The organism is Streptomyces azureus (assembly GCF_001270025.1).
In the GTDB taxonomy this organism is placed as follows: Bacteria; Actinomycetota; Actinomycetes; order Streptomycetales; family Streptomycetaceae; genus Streptomyces; species Streptomyces azureus.
Genome location: NZ_DF968367.1, coordinates 1 through 15,254, shown reverse-complemented (window position 1 = coordinate 15,254; position 15,254 = coordinate 1). Strand labels below are relative to the sequence as shown.

Genomic DNA, 15,254 nt, shown 5'->3' with positions numbered 1-15,254 from the left:
GGTCCAGACCGCCCTGAACCGCCCGGCCGGCTCCGCACCACCGTCCCGCCCCGAGTCCGCCGACCGTGCCCCTTGGCGCTCCCTGCGCACCACCGCCCGGCCGGAAAACGCTTGGACTCCGTGGTCGCCATCGCGGGACACTTCCGGACTCGACCCGAATCTCCACACATCCGTTTCGGCGATGGCCCCTGCCCGCACCAGCGCGTGCCGGGCGGCCACAGAACGACACAGGGGTGGGATGGAAACGCCTGAATCGCGCAGGGTTCAGCCGGGCAAGCGCTCGGTACTTCTCGCACTTCGTTACTACGGACGGGAGTTGGCCCGGCTCCGCCGGCTGACGGCACCCGCGATGCTGCTCATGGCGCTGGGCAACATCGGAATCAACTACATCGCGCCGCTGATCGTCGCCAAGCTCGTCGGCGACATCGCCGACGACCGGGATGTCACGGTCGACTCGACACTGCCGTACGTCCTCGGCTTCGCCGGGGTGCTGCTGCTCGCGGAGGCACTGTGGCGCGTCGCCGTGCACTGCCTCAACCGCCTCGAGGCCCTCGGCATCGAGCACCTGTACGTGATCGGGATGGACGAGCTGTTCGCCAAGGACGCCGCGTTCTTCCACGACAACTTCGCCGGTTCGCTGACCAAGCGCGTCCTGAGCTTCGCCTCGCGTTTCGAGCAGTTCGTGGACACGCTGACGTTCCAGATCGTGGGCAGCTTCGTGCCGCTGGTCTTCGGGGCGGTGGTGCTGTGGCGCTACGAACCCCTGCTCGTGGTCGGACTGCTGGTGATGATCGCGCTGACCGGGGTGTTGGTCGTGCCTCTCATCCGGCGCCGCCAGGCGCTGGTCGACCTGCGTGAGGAGGCGATCGCCCGGGTGTCGGGGCACGTCGCCGACAGTCTGATGAACATGGACACGGTGCGGGCGTTCGCCGCGGAGGAGCGTGAGGCCGCCGAACACCGCTCCCGGGTCGCCACCTCGCGCCGGCTCACGCTGCGGTCGTGGGACTACGGCAACCTCCGCATCGACACGCTGGTCGCGCCGCTGTTCGTGCTGACCAACGCGGTGGGCCTGCTGCTCGCGGTCACGCTCGCCGGGGGCGGGCACGGCGTGGAGGCGATCGTGGTCGCCTTCACCTACTACGGCAACGCGACACGGATCATGTTCGAGTTCAACCAGATCTACCGCCGGCTGGAGAGCTCGATGACAGAGGCAGCGCAGTTCACCGAGCTGCTCCTGACACCTCCCACCGTGCTCGACCCGCCGTCCCCGGAGCCGCTGCGACCCCGGGCCGCCGACATCCGCTTCGAGAAGGTGACCTTCGCGCACCGGGGCGGCAAGCCGCTGTTCGAGGGTCTGGACCTGTACGTGCCGAGCGGGGCGCGGATCGGCCTGGTCGGCCGGTCCGGCGGCGGCAAGACCTCCCTCACCCGGCTGCTGTTACGGATGACGGACATCGACGGCGGCCGCATCCTCATCGGGGGCCAGGACATCAGCCGGCTGCGCCAGGCCGACCTGCGCAGCCGGATCGCCTACGTGCCGCAGGACCCGGCGATGTTCCACCGCACCCTGCGGGACAACATCGCGTTCGCCCGGCCGGACGCCACCGAGGCCGAGATCCGCCGCGCGGCCGAGGCGGCCCATGTCACGGAGTTCGCCGACGTGCTGCCGGACGGCTTCGACACCATGGTGGGTGAGCGCGGCATCAAACTGTCCGGCGGTCAGCGCCAGCGCGTCGCTCTCGCCCGGGCGATCCTGCGCGACGCGCCGATCCTGCTGCTCGACGAGGCGACCAGCGCCCTGGACTCGGAGAGCGAACTCCTCGTGCAGGAGGCGCTGTGGCGGCTCATGGACGGGCGGACCGCGCTGGTGGTGGCGCACCGGCTGAGCACGGTCGCCACCATGGACCAGCTCGTCGTCCTCGACCGCGGACGGATCGTCGAACAGGGCACGCACCAGGAGTTGCTCACGATCGACGGCGCTTACGCGAAGCTGTGGCAGCACCAGTCGGGCGGGTTTCTCGACGACACCGCGGGGCAGGCCGAGGTGCTCTGAACACGGGGCGGGCCGTCTCCTCGCCCCTTGAGGAGACGGCCTCACACCGCGCCGTCGCCGGACCGGTACTGGGTGAGGTCCAGCCTGCTGTGCACCAGTTGCGCGAAGTGGGTCAGGGTGCGGTCGCCGCCCATCAGCTCGGTGGCCGCCAGGCGGACGTCGAAGTGCTCGCCGGCGCGCACCATGAACTCGGTGCTCAGCAGCGAGTCGAGGCCGAAGTCGGTCGGCCCTCGGTGAGTTCCCGGACCCGTGGGACGAAGCCCAGGCTGCGTGAGTCCAGTACGTGCCAGGCGCCGAGGCTGCGCAGCATGGCCCGTTTGGTCTCGGTGCCGGCGGTGGCGATGACGCGGGCGCCCCGGGCCCGGGCGCATTGCAGTGCGGCCAGGCCCACGGCACCGGCCCCGCCGTGCACGAGGACTGGCGATGATCGCCTTCACCTCCGGCTCCACCGGACAGCCCAAGGGCGTCGAGTACCACTACAGCACCCTGGCCGGACAGCGCACCGCCTTGGACGCCGTACTTCGCCCGGCGGCGTGCTCGGCCTCACGACCGTCGCCCCGCAGGTCGACCACCTGGCCCCGGCCCGCACGCCCCCGCGGCACCTCGTCGGTCCCCTGCTGCGTCACGGGGCCGGCATCGTCTTAGGTTCACCGGCGGTCCTCGGCCTGATCGCCGGCCACTGCGCCCGCCACGGCCTGACGCTGCCCTCGGTCCGCCGCGTGCTGTCCTTCGGCGCTCCGTTGCGCCCACGTCTCGTCGAGCTGCTGTCGAAGGCCCTGCCCTCGATGCAAGGCTGTTGCGGCGGACCTCCCGTGAGGTGAGCCCGACCGGGACGGGGCTGCGCGTGTTGGGACATGCCCGCCGTGTGCTCGCCGAGGTGGACGATCTGGTCCGGGAGGCCACCTCAGGTCATGCCTGTCTGCGCATCGGTTACGCCTGGTCGGCTGTAGGCCGCCACACGCTGGCTTTCAGCGCCGCTGGGCCGAGACGCACACCGCGACGGAGCTACGGTTCGTCCGCGTAAACTCCGCCACCGCCGGGCTGGCGGAGGGGGCATGTGACCTGGCCGTGGTGCGCAGGGCGCTGGACGACCGCCGTTTCGACTCCGCCATCGTGGGGCTGGAAAGGCGACTGTGTGCCATGGCGTCCGACGACCCCTTGGCGCGGCGCCGCTCCGTGAGACTCGCTGACATCGGCGGGCGTACGCTGCTGATCGACCGGAGGACCGGCACCACCACGACACAGCTGTGGCCCCCGGACTCCCGCCCGGCGACCAAGGACATCCACGACGTCGACGACTGGCTGACCGCCATCTCCATCGGCCGCTGTGCGGGTATGACGGCCGAGTCGACGGCACACCAGTACCCGCGTCCCGGCATCGTCCACCGACCGGTGCGCGACGCCGAGCCGATCGCGGTTCGCCTCGCCTGGTGGCGGGACGAACCGCATCCCTCCACCCAGGCCGCGATCGAACTGCTCACGACGCTGTACGGCACGGGATGAGCCGGCTGTCAGACCCGGGCCAGCTCCGCGGCGCCGAACGACACGTCGAAACGGTCGCACCAGATGCTCACGCTGCTGAAGCTCGACAGGTCCGCGTCACCGGGGAGGACGTAGTTCTGGCTTCCCTTGTTGCCTTTGAGCTTGCCGAGGCTGACGTACTTGCCGTCGTCGAAGACGTGCCAGCCCGCCTTCCCCGGTTTCACCGGCGCGTCGGTCAGCCAGACGCGCAGGTCCGGTCCGTTGCTGGTGTTCAGGTTCTCCAGCCGGACGACATGAGAACCGTCGGCCAGCCGTACGAGCTTCACCGTGCCCGAGGTCGCGTGCTCGTGGCTGATCAGCTCACCGCTCGCCAGTGTCCGCGGACCGGTGGCCGGGGAAGGCGACTCGGAGGGTGGCTCGGAGGGTGCCGCGGCGGGAGGGGCGGATGTCTCCGCGACCCCGGGCAGGGCCTCCTGAACGGTCTCGTCCTGCCACAGCTTCCAGGGCTGGAACCAGTACAGCCCGAATCCGACTCCGCCGACCGCCACCACCAGCACCGCGATGACCAACGGCCCGGTCAACACCTTGCGCACGCGCCCCATCCCCGCTCGCCTCCTGTCAGTTCCTGCAACCCTCCCGATTCAACGCCACCGCGCGGCCGCCCACACCCCGCAGCTGATGACGGAATCCTTACGTCGGTCGCCCTCGACAGCTCGTCGTGCACTCGCTTCGGGCATCGAGGATCCTGAGCCTCAGCAGCCGACCCCGTATCCGGGCCGGCCGAGGACAGGGAAGCGGCGCCATGACGATCGACGTGTCCGCGGAGCGCGTGATCCCGCTCCCGCCCGAGCGTGTGGCCGGGTACGCCATGGACTGGAGCCATGACGCCGAGTGGACCCAGGGCATCCGCACCGCGGAGTTGACCCGGGAGGCGGATGAAGGCGGCTTCGGTGTGAACGCCGAGATCACCCGGACGGCATACTTCCTCGGCCGACGCATCGACTACGTCCTGCGTGTGGCCGCGTACGAACCGCCTCGCCTGCTGGAGATGATCTCCGTGGCCGGCCCGATGCCCATGCATGTCACGTACGCCTTCGAGCCGGACACACGTGGCACACTCGCCCGCATTCGCGTCCGGGGCGGCGAAGGCGGCTTCTACCGGCTGGCCGCGCCGCTGCTCGCCCGTCAGGTCCGCACCTCCATCCGCAAGGACCTGCGCGACCTCGAACAGCGGCTCATCGGACGGTAGCGGTATACGTCACGGCGTATACCCGGGTGGTCCCGTCTGTGGTCAGGTGAGCTGCGGCATGCCCTCGGCCGATCCGCCAGGGCAACTCCCTTGCGGGTCCCCCTTTTCCGCGTCCGGGCAGCGGGCCCCACCGCCAAGTGCCGCCCCGCTGCCACTGGCACACTTCGCCCCGAGGTCAGTTGCCCTTGCCCGGCGCCGGTGCGGTGGGGCCTGCCTGGCCGGCGCGGAGCATCGCCTTGCAGAGGGCATCGTGCCCGGGCGGGTCGGGCAGGGAGCCGCGGGCCGGGGCTTCCAGCGACTGGATCAGCAGGGCGACGACGCGTCGCCAGGCGTCGGGGGCGGCGTCGCCGGTGGCGTTGACGACACCGGCGTTGGCCATGTGGATCAGCACCAGATCCGAAGGGTCGAAGTCCTCACGCAGCCGGCCGGTGGCCTTGGCGCGGTCGATCAGCCGCACCATGGCCTCGTACGCCTCGTTGCGGCGCTGCTCCAGGACCTTGGCGGTGGGGAAGGTCATGGTCAGGACGTCCGCGAAGCCACTGTCGGCGGCCTGCATCGCGCACGCGGCCTCGATGTAGCCGACGAAACCGTGCCAGGGGTCCGGGTCGTCCAGAGCGGTCGCGACCGCGTCGGCGTAGGCGCCCATACGGTCGGAGAAGACTGCGTCGACCAGTTCCTCCTTCGTCGGGAAGCGGCGGAACATGGTGGCGATACCCACCCCCGCCTCACGGGCCACGGACGCCATGGAGGCGCTCAGACCGTCCCGCGCGAACACCGTCCGCGCGGCGGCGATGATCCGCTCCCGGTTGCGCTCGGCATCACTGCGCAGTGGCTGAGCGGCGGGACCGTCGGGGTTCTGGGCGCCAGGGGTCATGCAGCCACCCTAGCAACCGGATTGGCCTATCCGATTCCAGTACTGCGCCTGCCGCCGCGAACCGGAGAGGGCTGTTTCTGAAGGGCCAACAGGGCCGAGTCACAGCGGGTCGGGCACGATCAGTGGCCGTGCCCACGCCTCCTGATCCCGCCGCTGTGTACCCCGACGTCGCAGCCTGCGGCAGCCTCGCCACAGCACTCCGGGCGGAGGCGGAAGGCTGCTTCGGCGCTGTCCCCGCGAGGTCTCCGGATTCCGCTCCGCTGCTCCATGCGACGGTCCCGAGCACCCTGCCGCACCGTGAGCCGCTGCGGATCAGCGCATGGCCGCACGAACGACGGTGGTCGATATGGGGAACGGAATCGTTCCAGGACATGCCCCTCATCGACGGCAGGACGGACGACCTGGCGGAGGTTGCCAGGGCCGCCCGGGCATGGCACCACGGATCGACCCTGCGAGACATCCGCCGGGCGGCACCTTTCGTGCACCTGACCGGCCGGTTCGAGGTGCCCGACCACGATCCCGCGGGCCTGACGGAATCCGAGTGGCAGGGCATGCGTCAGGAGGCGGGTGAACTGGAGTACGCCTGGCAGGAGACCTACCAAGCCCTGATCGAGGCGGCGCACTCCGAGCCGGCGCTGCGCGCCCTGTACCCGTTCACGAGCCACTGGGCACTGCGCTTCTCGACCACCACCCGGCCGCGCCTGACCGCCGTCGGGCCGTGCCTGACCGCGGGCAGCGACGGCATGTACGAAGTGGGCAGGGGCTTCGTCACTCCGGACCTCGGCCTCTTCAGCACAGCGCACGAGGCCGTGGCGCTGGCCGTGCGCCGGCTGCCTGCCGGCCTCGGCCCGACGGCGCTCGGCGGATGACCCCGCCCGCAGTCAGCCTTCGTCCGCCCTGGTCAGGGCTTCGGTGATCATGCGGGTGGCGAAGTCGCGGTCGTCGGTGAGGCGGTTGATGTGCTCCGCAAGCAGGAAGGCGGTGGCTTCCAGGGGATTCATCTCGTCCATGGTCCAGTCTCCGTACTGCTTGCGCCACAGGCTCGGGCTCAGGCCGGTGCCGGCAGCGACGAGCAGGCCCGCCATGGTGGGGATGGCTTCGGGACGGACGCTCTTGGGCATCATGCGCATCGTGGCCACGAGGTTGGGCACCACGTACTCGATGACGTCCTTGTCGTGGTCCTCGTAGGCCATCCGCAGCCACTGCATGAACATGTAGATGAGCGTGCACGCGCCGTCCAGCAAGTCATCGACCCCGCGGGGCCCCAAGGACACGGCGAACTGGTCGGTCAGCGCTTGTTGTTCGGCGTCGGTCCCGGATCTGCCGTCGTAGATGGCCTTGAGCCGAGAGTCGATCATCATGAGTGCTGCGCCCACATCGCCGGCGGGAGCGCGCTGGGGGTCGCAGGGGGATGACACAGGGTTCCTCCTCGGCTGACCGGCGGCAACATGGCGTGTTCGTACAGTAGCCCGCCCATGACGGGAGGGTCCGAGGAACCCCGATGCGGGGCTGCGGTGGCCGTATCAGAGGCCTGTCATCTACGGAAGACGCGGTTCAGGTGGTGGTCCAGGACCGCGGTGGCGGACTCCGGGGTGCGCTGGCCGACGAGGATGCCGGTGCCGAGTCCCGCGGACATGGCGAGCAGGCCGGCTGCCTCCAGCCGTGCGTCCACACCGGGCTCGAGCAGATCCGCCTCCTGCGCCTGCCGGAGCAGTCCGGTCAGGGCGTCTTCGGCGGCGTCAGGGTTCTTGATGAAGGGCTGGGCCGCCAGTGCCCGGTCGTTCACGGAGAGGATGGCGTAGGACGTGTACAGGTGGTGGAAGGTGCGGCTCTCGTCGTCCGTCGGCAGCGCCGCCATCAGCAGCGCCTCGACCATCGCGCGCGGACCGGGACTGTCCCCGGCGGCCCGCACCCGGGCGGAGACCCGCTCCCCGAACCTCTCCGCCAGATGCTCGAGCCCGAAGAGCAGCAACTTCTCCTTGGTCTGGAAGTAGTACTGCACCAGCCGCAGTGATACGCCCGCCTCCGCCGCCACATCGCGCATCCCCACGGCATGCAGTCCGCGCCGGCCGGCGACCCGGACGAGCGCCTCCGCGATCTCGGTGCGCCGTTCTGCGTGGTCCACGCGCTTGGGCATCGGCCGGTTCTCCGCTCGTCGTTCCTGCTGTGGCTCCATGGCGGCTTTGATGATACGACTGTACCAACATCGTGGTACGTTCGTATCACAAAACCGAGACGCCGGAGGTGGCCATGCCCGAGACCGCTGCCCGTCCCCAGGCCGATGTCGGCCGCTACGTGAGCGACGCCTGGCGGGAGCGCTACTTCACGGCCTGCGATGCGGTCTACGCGCTGGGAGCGGCCGCGCTGGCGGAAGAGGACGTGGAGACGTCGTTCGCCACCACGCACGTCTACCGCTACGGCCCCGCGAGCGAGGCGGCCCGGTCCCGCACCCCCGTCGTCCTGGTGCACGGGGCCGGCTCCTGCTCCGCCATGTGGTACCCCAACTCCCCCGCCCTCAGCGCGGACCGCCCGGTCTACGCGATCGACACCCCGGGGGACCCCGGCCGCAGCGTGCAGCGCGAGCCGATCCACGACCCCGAACGCGCCGCACAGTGGCTGGACGAGACACTCGCCGGACTCGGCCTCGGCCGCGTCCACCTCGTCGGCACCTCCTACGGCGGATGGCTCGCCCTGAACCAGGCACATCGCAGGCCCGGCCGCCTCGCCTCGGTCACGCTGCTCGACCCCGGCGGCCTGGAGAAAGTGGGGCTGCGCTTCTTCGTCTGGATCTTCGCCGGCTTTTTCGCGACCTTCGCACCCAAGGCGCTCCGCCCGCGGCTGGCGGCCTGGCTGGAACAGCCGGTCCTCGTCATGCCGGAACTGCGCACGATGATCAGAACGGCCGTTCGCGCCTACCGCATACGCCGACCGGCGCCGCTGCCCCTGTCCGAGGAGGAACTGTCCACCATCCGGACCCCGCTCTATCTGGTGCTCGGCAAGCGAAGCCTCCTCGTGCACCCGCAGCGGCAGGCGGAGCGTGTGCCACGCCTGGTCCCCGGTGCCCGAGCCGAGATCATCTCCGACACGGGCCACGGGCCGCAGATCGACCACGCGGCGGAGATCAACCGCAGGATGCTGAGCTTCATGGCCTCCGTGGACTGACAACCGGCCGCGCCGACCGGGCCAGGACAGGTACCGGCCCAGAGCGGACGCTGCCTGTGGGCGCCGGCGCTGCCCCCGGACGGGCAACTCGTACGTCCGCCCGGCAGGTCAGAGCGGGGGCGTCGGGAGCCGAACACCGGCGGAAGGACGCATCAATACGCCGACCGGAAGCGAATCGGGGACCGGGGATGGGACACCGGCAACGAAATGTCGGCGTACCAGGCGGAGAGCGCGCGCTTCGCCGAGCGACACCCCGACCGCGCGGACGAGGCGACTCGGTCCGCACGGCCGGTGTGGCCCCGGGTCAGCTCGTCGCCCGCACCGCGTCGCGGATCAGGCCGGCGACGTCCTTCGGCCGGGAGACGGCGACCGCGTGCGACGCTCCCTCTATCTCCACGACGGTCGCCCCGGCGCGCTCGGCGCCGAACCGCTCGACGTCGGGGTTGATCGCCTGGTCCGCTCCGGCCACCAGGGCCCAGGACGGCTTGGTCTTCCACGCGGCCGCCGTCGCCTTCTCCTCGAACGCGGCGGCGGCCAGCGGCCGTTGGGAGACGGCAAGCACCTGGGTGACGTCGGCGCCCACGTCGGCGGCGAAGACCGACGGGAAGGCGTCGGCGGTGATGGCGACCTCGGTCGCGGGGTCACCGCCCTCGGCGGGGTACGTCCACTGCTTAAGGTTGCTCACCAGCGGGGAGGCGGGGAAGCGGCCCTGCAACTCGCCGAGGCTTTCGCCCTCTTCGAGGACGTAGGCGGTGACGTAGACCAGTCCGACGACGTTCTCGGCGGTGCCGGCCACGGTGATGAGCGCACCGCCGTAGGAGTGCCCGACCAGGATGACGGGGCCGTCGATCTGGGCGGTCACGGAGGCGACGTACGCGGCGTCGGCGGCGAGCCCGCGCAGCGGGTTGGGCGGCGCGATCACGGGGATGCCGTGGTCCTGCAGTTCGGCGATGACCCCGATCCAGCTGGCCGCGTCGGCGAAGGCGCCGTGGACGAGGACGACGCTGGGGGTGGTGGAGGCGGTCATGGTGGCGTCTCTCCTCGTTGTCAGGCGGTGTGCAGGGCGGCGCGCAGAGTGCTGACGGCCATCGCGATGGCGGCCTCGGCGGCGTGGGTGCCGCGCAGGGCGTCGAGCATCACGAAGTCGTGGATGATGCCCTGGAAGCGCACGGCGGTGACCGGGACGCCGGCCTGACGGAGCTTGCCCGCATACGCCTCCCCCTCGTCGCGCAGCACGTCGGCCTCGGCGGTGATGACCAGGGCCGGGGGCAGATCCGCGAGTTGCTCGGTGGTGGCGCGCAGCGGGGAGGCGGTGATCCGGGCCCGCTCGGCCTCGTCGGTCGTGTACTGGTCCCAGAACCACTGCATGCCGTCGCGGCGCAGGAAGTAGCCGGTGGCGAACTGGTGGTAGGAGCCGGTGTCGAAGTTCGCGTCGGTGACCGGGTAGAACAGCACCTGCTGCACCAGGGGGACGTCGCCGCGCTCCTTGGCCATCAGCGTCAGCGCGGCGGACATGTTGCCGCCGACGGAGTCACCGGCGACCGCGATACGGGCGGCGTCCAGTCCCTTCGTCACGCCGTGTTCCACGATCCACCGCGCCACGGCGTAGTTCTGCTCGATGGCGACCGGGTAACGGGCCTCGGGTGACAGGTCGTACTCGGGGAACACCACAGCGGCACCTGCGCCGTCGGCCAGTTCGCGGACCAGGCGGTCATGGGTGTGGGCGTTGCCGAACACCCAGCCCGCGCCGTGGATGTAGAGGATCACCGGGAGGGTGCCGTCGGCTCCGGCGGGCTTGACGATCCGTGCGCGGACGCTGCCCGTCGGCCCGCCGGGCACAGTGATCCACTCCTCGTCGACCGCGGGTTTGGCGACCTCTCCGGACTGCACCTCGTCGACGGCCTTGCGCCCCTCCGCCGGAGGCAGGTCGAACAGATAGGGGGGATGGGCGGTGGCCTCGGCGAAGGCGGCTGCCGCGGGTTCCAGCACCGGCTGAACCGGCTCGACGGGATCGGACATGGTCATCTCCTGGTGAATCCCTGAGTGACGCGGCCCGCACCCTGGTGCCGCGTCACGACGAACGGGACGGTCCGCTGCCTCCCCTGATGCTGGCCCTGACGGTGGCCACCGGCATGGTCGACGCGGTCAGCTACCTGGCGCTCGGGCATGTCTTCGTCGCCAACATGACCGGCAATGTGGTCTTCCTCGGGTTCGCTCTGGCCGGCGCCGAGGGCCTGTCCGCGCTCGCGTCCGTGGTGTCGATGGCCGCGTTCCTCGTCGGCGCGTTCGCCGGGGGCGGGCTCGGCACGCGGTTCGCCGCGCACCGCGGCCGTCTGCTGCGCGCCGCGACGGTGGTGCAAACGGCCCTGGTCGCGGTGTCCGTGGGGGGCGCCGTCGCGGCGGACGACCGGGTCACCACCGGCGTGCGCCACACCCTGATCGTGTGCCTGGGGCTCGCCATGGGTGTGCAGAACGCGGTCGCCCGCCGGCTCGGCGTGCCGGACCTCACCACGACCGTCCTGACCCTGACGCTGACAGGGCTGGCCGCCGACTCCACCCGGGCGGGCGGTGAAGCGCCGCGCCCCGGGCGCCGGATCCTCTCCGTGCTCGCCATGTTCCTCGGCGCCCTCGCCGGCGCCGGGATCATCCTGCACGGCCGCCTCTCTTTCGCGCTGGGCCTGACGCTGCTGCTGCTCGCGATCACCGCCGTGACCGCGCACCGGATCTCAGCCTCCGATGCCCCCTGGATCCGCCCCCGGCCGTGAGCGTTCCGCCGGTCCACCGGTGGACCACCGGCAGTTCCCGACGCCGTGATCACGCCGGCCACAGCGTGATCACCTCACTGCGGCTGATCCCTCCAGCCCGGCGAAGGCGAGGATGTCGGGGACCGCTTCACGCAGGCTCGCGAAATGGCGGTGCACGCCGGCCACCGCAGCCGCGGCGTTGACTCCCCATACCGTCATGCCGGCCCGCAGCCCTGCTTCGACGCCGGACGGTGCGTCCTCGATGACCAGGCAGTCCTCGGGCCGGACACCGAGTTGCTCGGCGGCCGACAGGTAGGGCACGGGCGAGGGCTTTCCTTCTTCCACCGCGGCGGCGTCCACGATGACGCGCGGGAGCGGCAGACCCGTCCGAGCAAATCGCCCGCGCACTCGGTGCTCGTAGTTGGAGGTCACGAGCGCCCACGCCCCCGACGGCAGGTTGCCCAGCAACTGCGACGCGCCGTCGAAGGCCGCATAGACGCCGGACCGGACGTCCTCGTCCTCCAGCTCGTGCAGCGCAGCCAGGCACTCCCTTGGATCCTGGTCCGGAGCCACGCTGGCGAAGGTCTCCACCGGCCGCGTCCGCAAGGCCACCCGATAGACCTCAGCCGCGTCGAGCCCGTATCGCCCCGCCCAACGCGCCCAGACCCGGCGCTGGTTGTCCACGGCGTCGATCAACGTGCCGTCGACATCGAAGAGGACGCACTTCCTGGGGCCGGGCTGCGCGGGCTCACTGGTCACGCCGTGATCATGCCAGAAGCCGCTGAAGGCCGTTCACGGGCACCGCGCGTCGGTGATCGGCGAGCCGGCACCCGACGCCGCCAACGCCTGCCATTCGCTGGGGGACATACCGTAGGCGTCCCGGAACGTGCGGCTGAAGTGCGAAGGGCTGCTGAAGCCCCAGCGGTGTGCCACGGCGGCCACGGTCGTTCTGCGATTCGACGTCCGGCCGAGCTCCTGCCTGCACGAGTCCAGCCTGCGCTGCCGCACCCACTGGCCCACTGTGGTGCCGTCGTCCTGGAAGAGCTTGTGCAGATAGCGGACGGCACGACGACTCCCTGGCGTTCCTGCTGCACGTGGCCGAGGCCATGGCCACGCAGGCTCCCGCCCTCGCCCTGGACGCGCTGGGAACGGCCGCCACTCCGGCGTACAACTCCGGTGACCCCTTCTACCGGGCCGAACTCCAGCGGATCGACGCCCTCATCGCGCCGCAGCCGGACGAGGACGGAAGCGACCGCCTCTGGGTGGCGGCGGTCAGTGATCCTTTCGCCGCGCGGGAGCAGGCTCTGGAGAGGCTGGCCCGCTCCGTGGACGCCCTGCGGGACGGCTCGCTGTCCGCCCTCGTCCTGCTCGGTGCCGCCGCCATGGTCCTGGACGCGACCGACCAGGCCGTGCGGCTGTACGGCCGGGCCATGGATCATCTGCGCCGGACGGCGACGGCCGGAACCAACGCGACCCTCGCGCAGGCGCTCGCCCTGGCCCTGTTCGACAGCGGTGCCTGGACCGCGGCCCAGTCCGCCGCCGAGGACGCCTTCTGGATGGCGACCGAGGCGGGAGCGGACAACGTCACCGTGGGAGCGCGGCTCCTCCAGGCCACGCTACGCGCCGCGCAGGGGGACCATGCGGCGGCGCACGCACGGGCGAGCGGCGCGGTGCGGGGACTCGGTCTGCGCAAGTCCCGCAGCCTGTACGTGCGTTATCGTCGGGCACGCGGGACGGCGTTCCTCGCGGAGGGCGATCACCAGTCGGCGTACGAGCAGCTCCGCCAGGCCTTCACCCGCGACTTCCACCCGGAACCCGTGCACTACCACGTCTCCCTGTACTGCCTCTCCGATCTCGCCGCGGCCGCCGTCCGCGCCGGGCAGGCGGCCGACGCCCGCGTCGTGCTGCACGCCGCCGAACGGGCCATGGGCGCATCCCGCTCCGCCCGCCTGGACGCGGTCGTGCACCGTGCCTCGGCCCTGCTGGGCGATCCCGAGGAGGCGGAGGCCCACTTCCGCGTGGCGACGGACCCGGTCACCGCCCGCTGGCCGTTCGAGCACGCTCTCGCGCACCTGAACTTCGGTGAATGGCTGCGGCGCCGTCGGCGGTCCGTCGAGGCGCGGCCTGTACTCGGCACCGCCCTGGAGATCTTCGAACGGCTGGACGCCCGGCCCTGGGTCGAGCGCACCGCCGCCGAACTCCGCGCGGCTGGCGTGGCGGTGGTGCCCGCCGCGGCGCCGGAAGCCGTGTCCGGCCTGACGCCGCAGGAGCTTCAGATCGCCCGACTGGCGGCCGAGGGCCTGACCAACCGGGACATCGGCGCCCGGCTCTACCTGTCTCCGCGCACCATCGGCTTCCACCTGCACAAGATCTTCCCCAAGCTCGGCGTCACCGGCCGCGCCCAACTGCGGAACGCCCTCGGCGACCTGCCTCGGCCGGACTGATCCGGAGTGCCGCCGCCGCGCCTCGCGAGGGATGTCTAACGGTGGGTCCGCTCCGCGATCCACCCGGCCATCGCCCGTACGCCGATGCCGATGGACCGCTCGTCCGGGGCGAAGTCGGGGAAGTGCGGGTAGCTGGTGGTGATCGGGGCGCCGGGGGCGCGGACGCCGAGGAAGGTATACGTGCCGGGGACGCGCTCCAGGTACAGGGCGTAGTCCTCGCCGCTGAAGGGCGGGAACGCGGAATGGAGCGTGGCGACCGAGTCACGGCCCAGCCTGCGGCGCAGGTGGCGGGCGAGCGCGCGGGCGTCGGGTTCCGGGCAGACCAGGGCTGGGAACGGTTCGGCGGGAAAGCTCACCGCCGCTCCCGTGTACGGCTTGGCCAGCCGGCGGATCTCCTCGCGTACCTCCGTGTACCGCTCCTGCGGCCAACAGCGGTAGGACACGCTTACCTTGGTCTCCCGCGCCGAGGCCCGGAGGGCGACGAAGCGGGCGAACGGCCCGTCGGGCGTCTGGGCGTCGGTGACCATCCACTCGATGTCCGCGGGCGTCTGCGGGGGAGTCACCGTGGCGAGCGCGCCGATCTCGGCGGCCAGCCGCCGCGCGGCATCGGGCGCGTCCGGGCCCTGAAGCGTCACCTCCGCCTTGTCCTGGCCCGGCATGCCGTAGCCGCCGGTCACAGCGAACCGGCCGACGGGGAAGGGCCCGCAGTGCAGCGCGTGGATCTCCTCGACACGGGTGCGCTCCAGCACGCCCGCCTCGATCAGTGCCCGGGCTCCGGAGAGGCTTTCCTCGGCGGGCTGGAAGAGGAACACCGCCGTGCCGCTCAGGTGCCGCCGCAGCCGCGCCAGGACCTTCGCGACGCCCAGGGCCACCGTCGTGTGGATGTCGTGCCCGCACAAGTGGGCCGCGGCCTGGCCGCCTCCGACGATGTCCTTGGGCGGCACCGCGTCCATGTCCGCCCGGTACGCGACCGTCCGGCCCGCACGCGCGCCGTGCAGGACACCGACCACACCATGACCGCCGACCCCGGTGGTGACGGTCAGCCCGGCCGCCCGCAGCTCCCGGGCCACCACGCCCGCGGTACGACGCTCCTCCCCCGGCAGCTCGGGGTGCCGGTGGATGTCCCGTCTCAGCTGGATCCACCCGCCCTCCAGGCGCGTGACCTCGGCGTCCACCGCCCCGTTCCCCACCGGCCCCCTCCACCCGCCCGCGACGGCCTTCCCCGCAGTACCCCACACCGTTACCG

Annotated in this window: 15 protein-coding genes and 3 pseudogenes; 7 read left to right on the top strand and 11 right to left on the bottom strand. The window is 71.4% G+C overall.

Annotated features, from left to right (window positions below; all coding sequences use genetic code 11):
- Positions 1–238 precede the first annotated feature (238 nt).
- Positions 239–2,053, top strand: coding sequence for an ABC transporter ATP-binding protein (locus AOQ53_RS29445; protein WP_078945564.1), 1,815 nt, complete (start codon positions 239–241; stop codon positions 2,051–2,053).
- Positions 2,054–2,094: 41 nt separating this feature from the next.
- Here the strand turns inward: AOQ53_RS29445 and AOQ53_RS47500 are convergent, their stop codons facing one another.
- On the bottom strand, positions 2,095–2,343 hold the full coding sequence (locus AOQ53_RS47500; RefSeq protein WP_408055201.1) for an acyl carrier protein: 249 nt from the start codon (positions 2,341–2,343) through the stop codon (positions 2,095–2,097).
- Positions 2,277–2,471 (bottom strand): annotated as a pseudogene (locus AOQ53_RS48180) (zinc-binding dehydrogenase); the annotation flags it as partial. The pseudogene AOQ53_RS48180 and the gene AOQ53_RS47500, both read right to left, overlap by 67 nt.
- A 261-nt stretch (positions 2,472–2,732) precedes the next feature.
- Here AOQ53_RS48180 and AOQ53_RS29435 point away from each other — a divergent pair.
- Positions 2,733–3,556 (top strand): annotated as a pseudogene (locus tag AOQ53_RS29435) (LysR substrate-binding domain-containing protein).
- Between the two features lie 8 nt (positions 3,557–3,564).
- Here AOQ53_RS29435 and AOQ53_RS29430 read toward each other — a convergent pair.
- A complete protein-coding gene (locus AOQ53_RS29430) occupies positions 3,565–4,137 on the bottom strand; it encodes a DM13 domain-containing protein (RefSeq protein WP_059421853.1) in 573 nt (190 codons plus the stop codon).
- A gap of 200 nt (positions 4,138–4,337) precedes the next feature.
- On the opposite strand from AOQ53_RS29430, the gene AOQ53_RS29425 reads away from it, so the two are divergent.
- Positions 4,338–4,784, top strand: a complete 447-nt coding sequence (locus tag AOQ53_RS29425) for an SRPBCC family protein (RefSeq protein WP_059421851.1) — start codon at positions 4,338–4,340, stop codon at positions 4,782–4,784.
- 175 nt (positions 4,785–4,959) lie between these two features.
- On the opposite strand, the gene AOQ53_RS29420 is transcribed toward AOQ53_RS29425, so the two are convergent.
- A complete protein-coding gene (locus tag AOQ53_RS29420) occupies positions 4,960–5,658 on the bottom strand; it encodes a TetR/AcrR family transcriptional regulator (protein ID WP_059421848.1) in 699 nt (232 codons plus the stop codon).
- 371 nt (positions 5,659–6,029) lie between these two features.
- Between AOQ53_RS29420 and AOQ53_RS29415 the strand changes: the two genes are divergently transcribed.
- Positions 6,030–6,527, top strand: a complete 498-nt coding sequence (locus AOQ53_RS29415) for a DUF6193 family natural product biosynthesis protein (RefSeq protein WP_236711858.1) — start codon at positions 6,030–6,032, stop codon at positions 6,525–6,527.
- Between the two features lie 12 nt (positions 6,528–6,539).
- On the opposite strand, the gene AOQ53_RS29410 is transcribed toward AOQ53_RS29415, so the two are convergent.
- Together AOQ53_RS29410 and AOQ53_RS29405 are read right to left on the bottom strand one after the other, a co-directional pair.
- Positions 6,540–7,076 (bottom strand): hypothetical protein, encoded by a 537-nt coding sequence (locus AOQ53_RS29410; protein WP_059421847.1) that lies wholly within the window; start codon positions 7,074–7,076, stop codon positions 6,540–6,542.
- Positions 7,077–7,192: 116 nt separating this feature from the next.
- A complete protein-coding gene (locus AOQ53_RS29405) occupies positions 7,193–7,795 on the bottom strand; it encodes a TetR/AcrR family transcriptional regulator (RefSeq protein ID WP_059421846.1) in 603 nt (200 codons plus the stop codon).
- A gap of 113 nt (positions 7,796–7,908) precedes the next feature.
- On the opposite strand from AOQ53_RS29405, the gene AOQ53_RS29400 reads away from it, so the two are divergent.
- A complete protein-coding gene (locus AOQ53_RS29400; protein WP_059421845.1) occupies positions 7,909–8,820 on the top strand; it encodes an alpha/beta fold hydrolase in 912 nt (303 codons plus the stop codon).
- Between the two features lie 304 nt (positions 8,821–9,124).
- Here the strand turns inward: AOQ53_RS29400 and AOQ53_RS29395 are convergent, their stop codons facing one another.
- Positions 9,125–9,847: an alpha/beta fold hydrolase gene (locus AOQ53_RS29395; protein WP_059421842.1), complete on the bottom strand. Its 723-nt coding sequence runs from the start codon at positions 9,845–9,847 to the stop codon at positions 9,125–9,127.
- A gap of 20 nt (positions 9,848–9,867) precedes the next feature.
- The gene (locus tag AOQ53_RS29390) at positions 9,868–10,839 is read right to left on the bottom strand and encodes an alpha/beta hydrolase (RefSeq protein WP_059421857.1); all 972 of its coding nucleotides are present in this window, start codon (positions 10,837–10,839) and stop codon (positions 9,868–9,870) included.
- 86 nt (positions 10,840–10,925) lie between these two features.
- Between AOQ53_RS29390 and AOQ53_RS29385 the strand changes: the two genes are divergently transcribed.
- The gene (locus AOQ53_RS29385) at positions 10,926–11,585 is read left to right on the top strand and encodes a YoaK family protein (RefSeq protein WP_078945566.1); all 660 of its coding nucleotides are present in this window, start codon (positions 10,926–10,928) and stop codon (positions 11,583–11,585) included.
- Positions 11,586–11,654: 69 nt separating this feature from the next.
- Here AOQ53_RS29385 and AOQ53_RS29380 read toward each other — a convergent pair whose 3' ends face one another.
- Entirely contained in the window at positions 11,655–12,323 is a 669-nt protein-coding gene (locus AOQ53_RS29380) for an HAD-IA family hydrolase (RefSeq protein WP_059421838.1), read from the bottom strand.
- A 33-nt stretch (positions 12,324–12,356) separates the two neighbouring features.
- Positions 12,357–12,629 (bottom strand): annotated as a pseudogene (locus AOQ53_RS41800) (helix-turn-helix transcriptional regulator); the annotation flags it as partial.
- 29 nt (positions 12,630–12,658) lie between these two features.
- Here AOQ53_RS41800 and AOQ53_RS29375 point away from each other — a divergent pair.
- A complete protein-coding gene (locus tag AOQ53_RS29375) occupies positions 12,659–14,008 on the top strand; it encodes a helix-turn-helix transcriptional regulator (RefSeq protein WP_236711857.1) in 1,350 nt (449 codons plus the stop codon).
- Between the two features lie 35 nt (positions 14,009–14,043).
- Here AOQ53_RS29375 and AOQ53_RS29370 read toward each other — a convergent pair whose 3' ends face one another.
- Positions 14,044–15,246 (bottom strand): M20 metallopeptidase family protein, encoded by a 1,203-nt coding sequence (locus AOQ53_RS29370; protein ID WP_078945562.1) that lies wholly within the window; start codon positions 15,244–15,246, stop codon positions 14,044–14,046.
- Between the last annotated feature and the right edge of the window lie 8 nt (positions 15,247–15,254).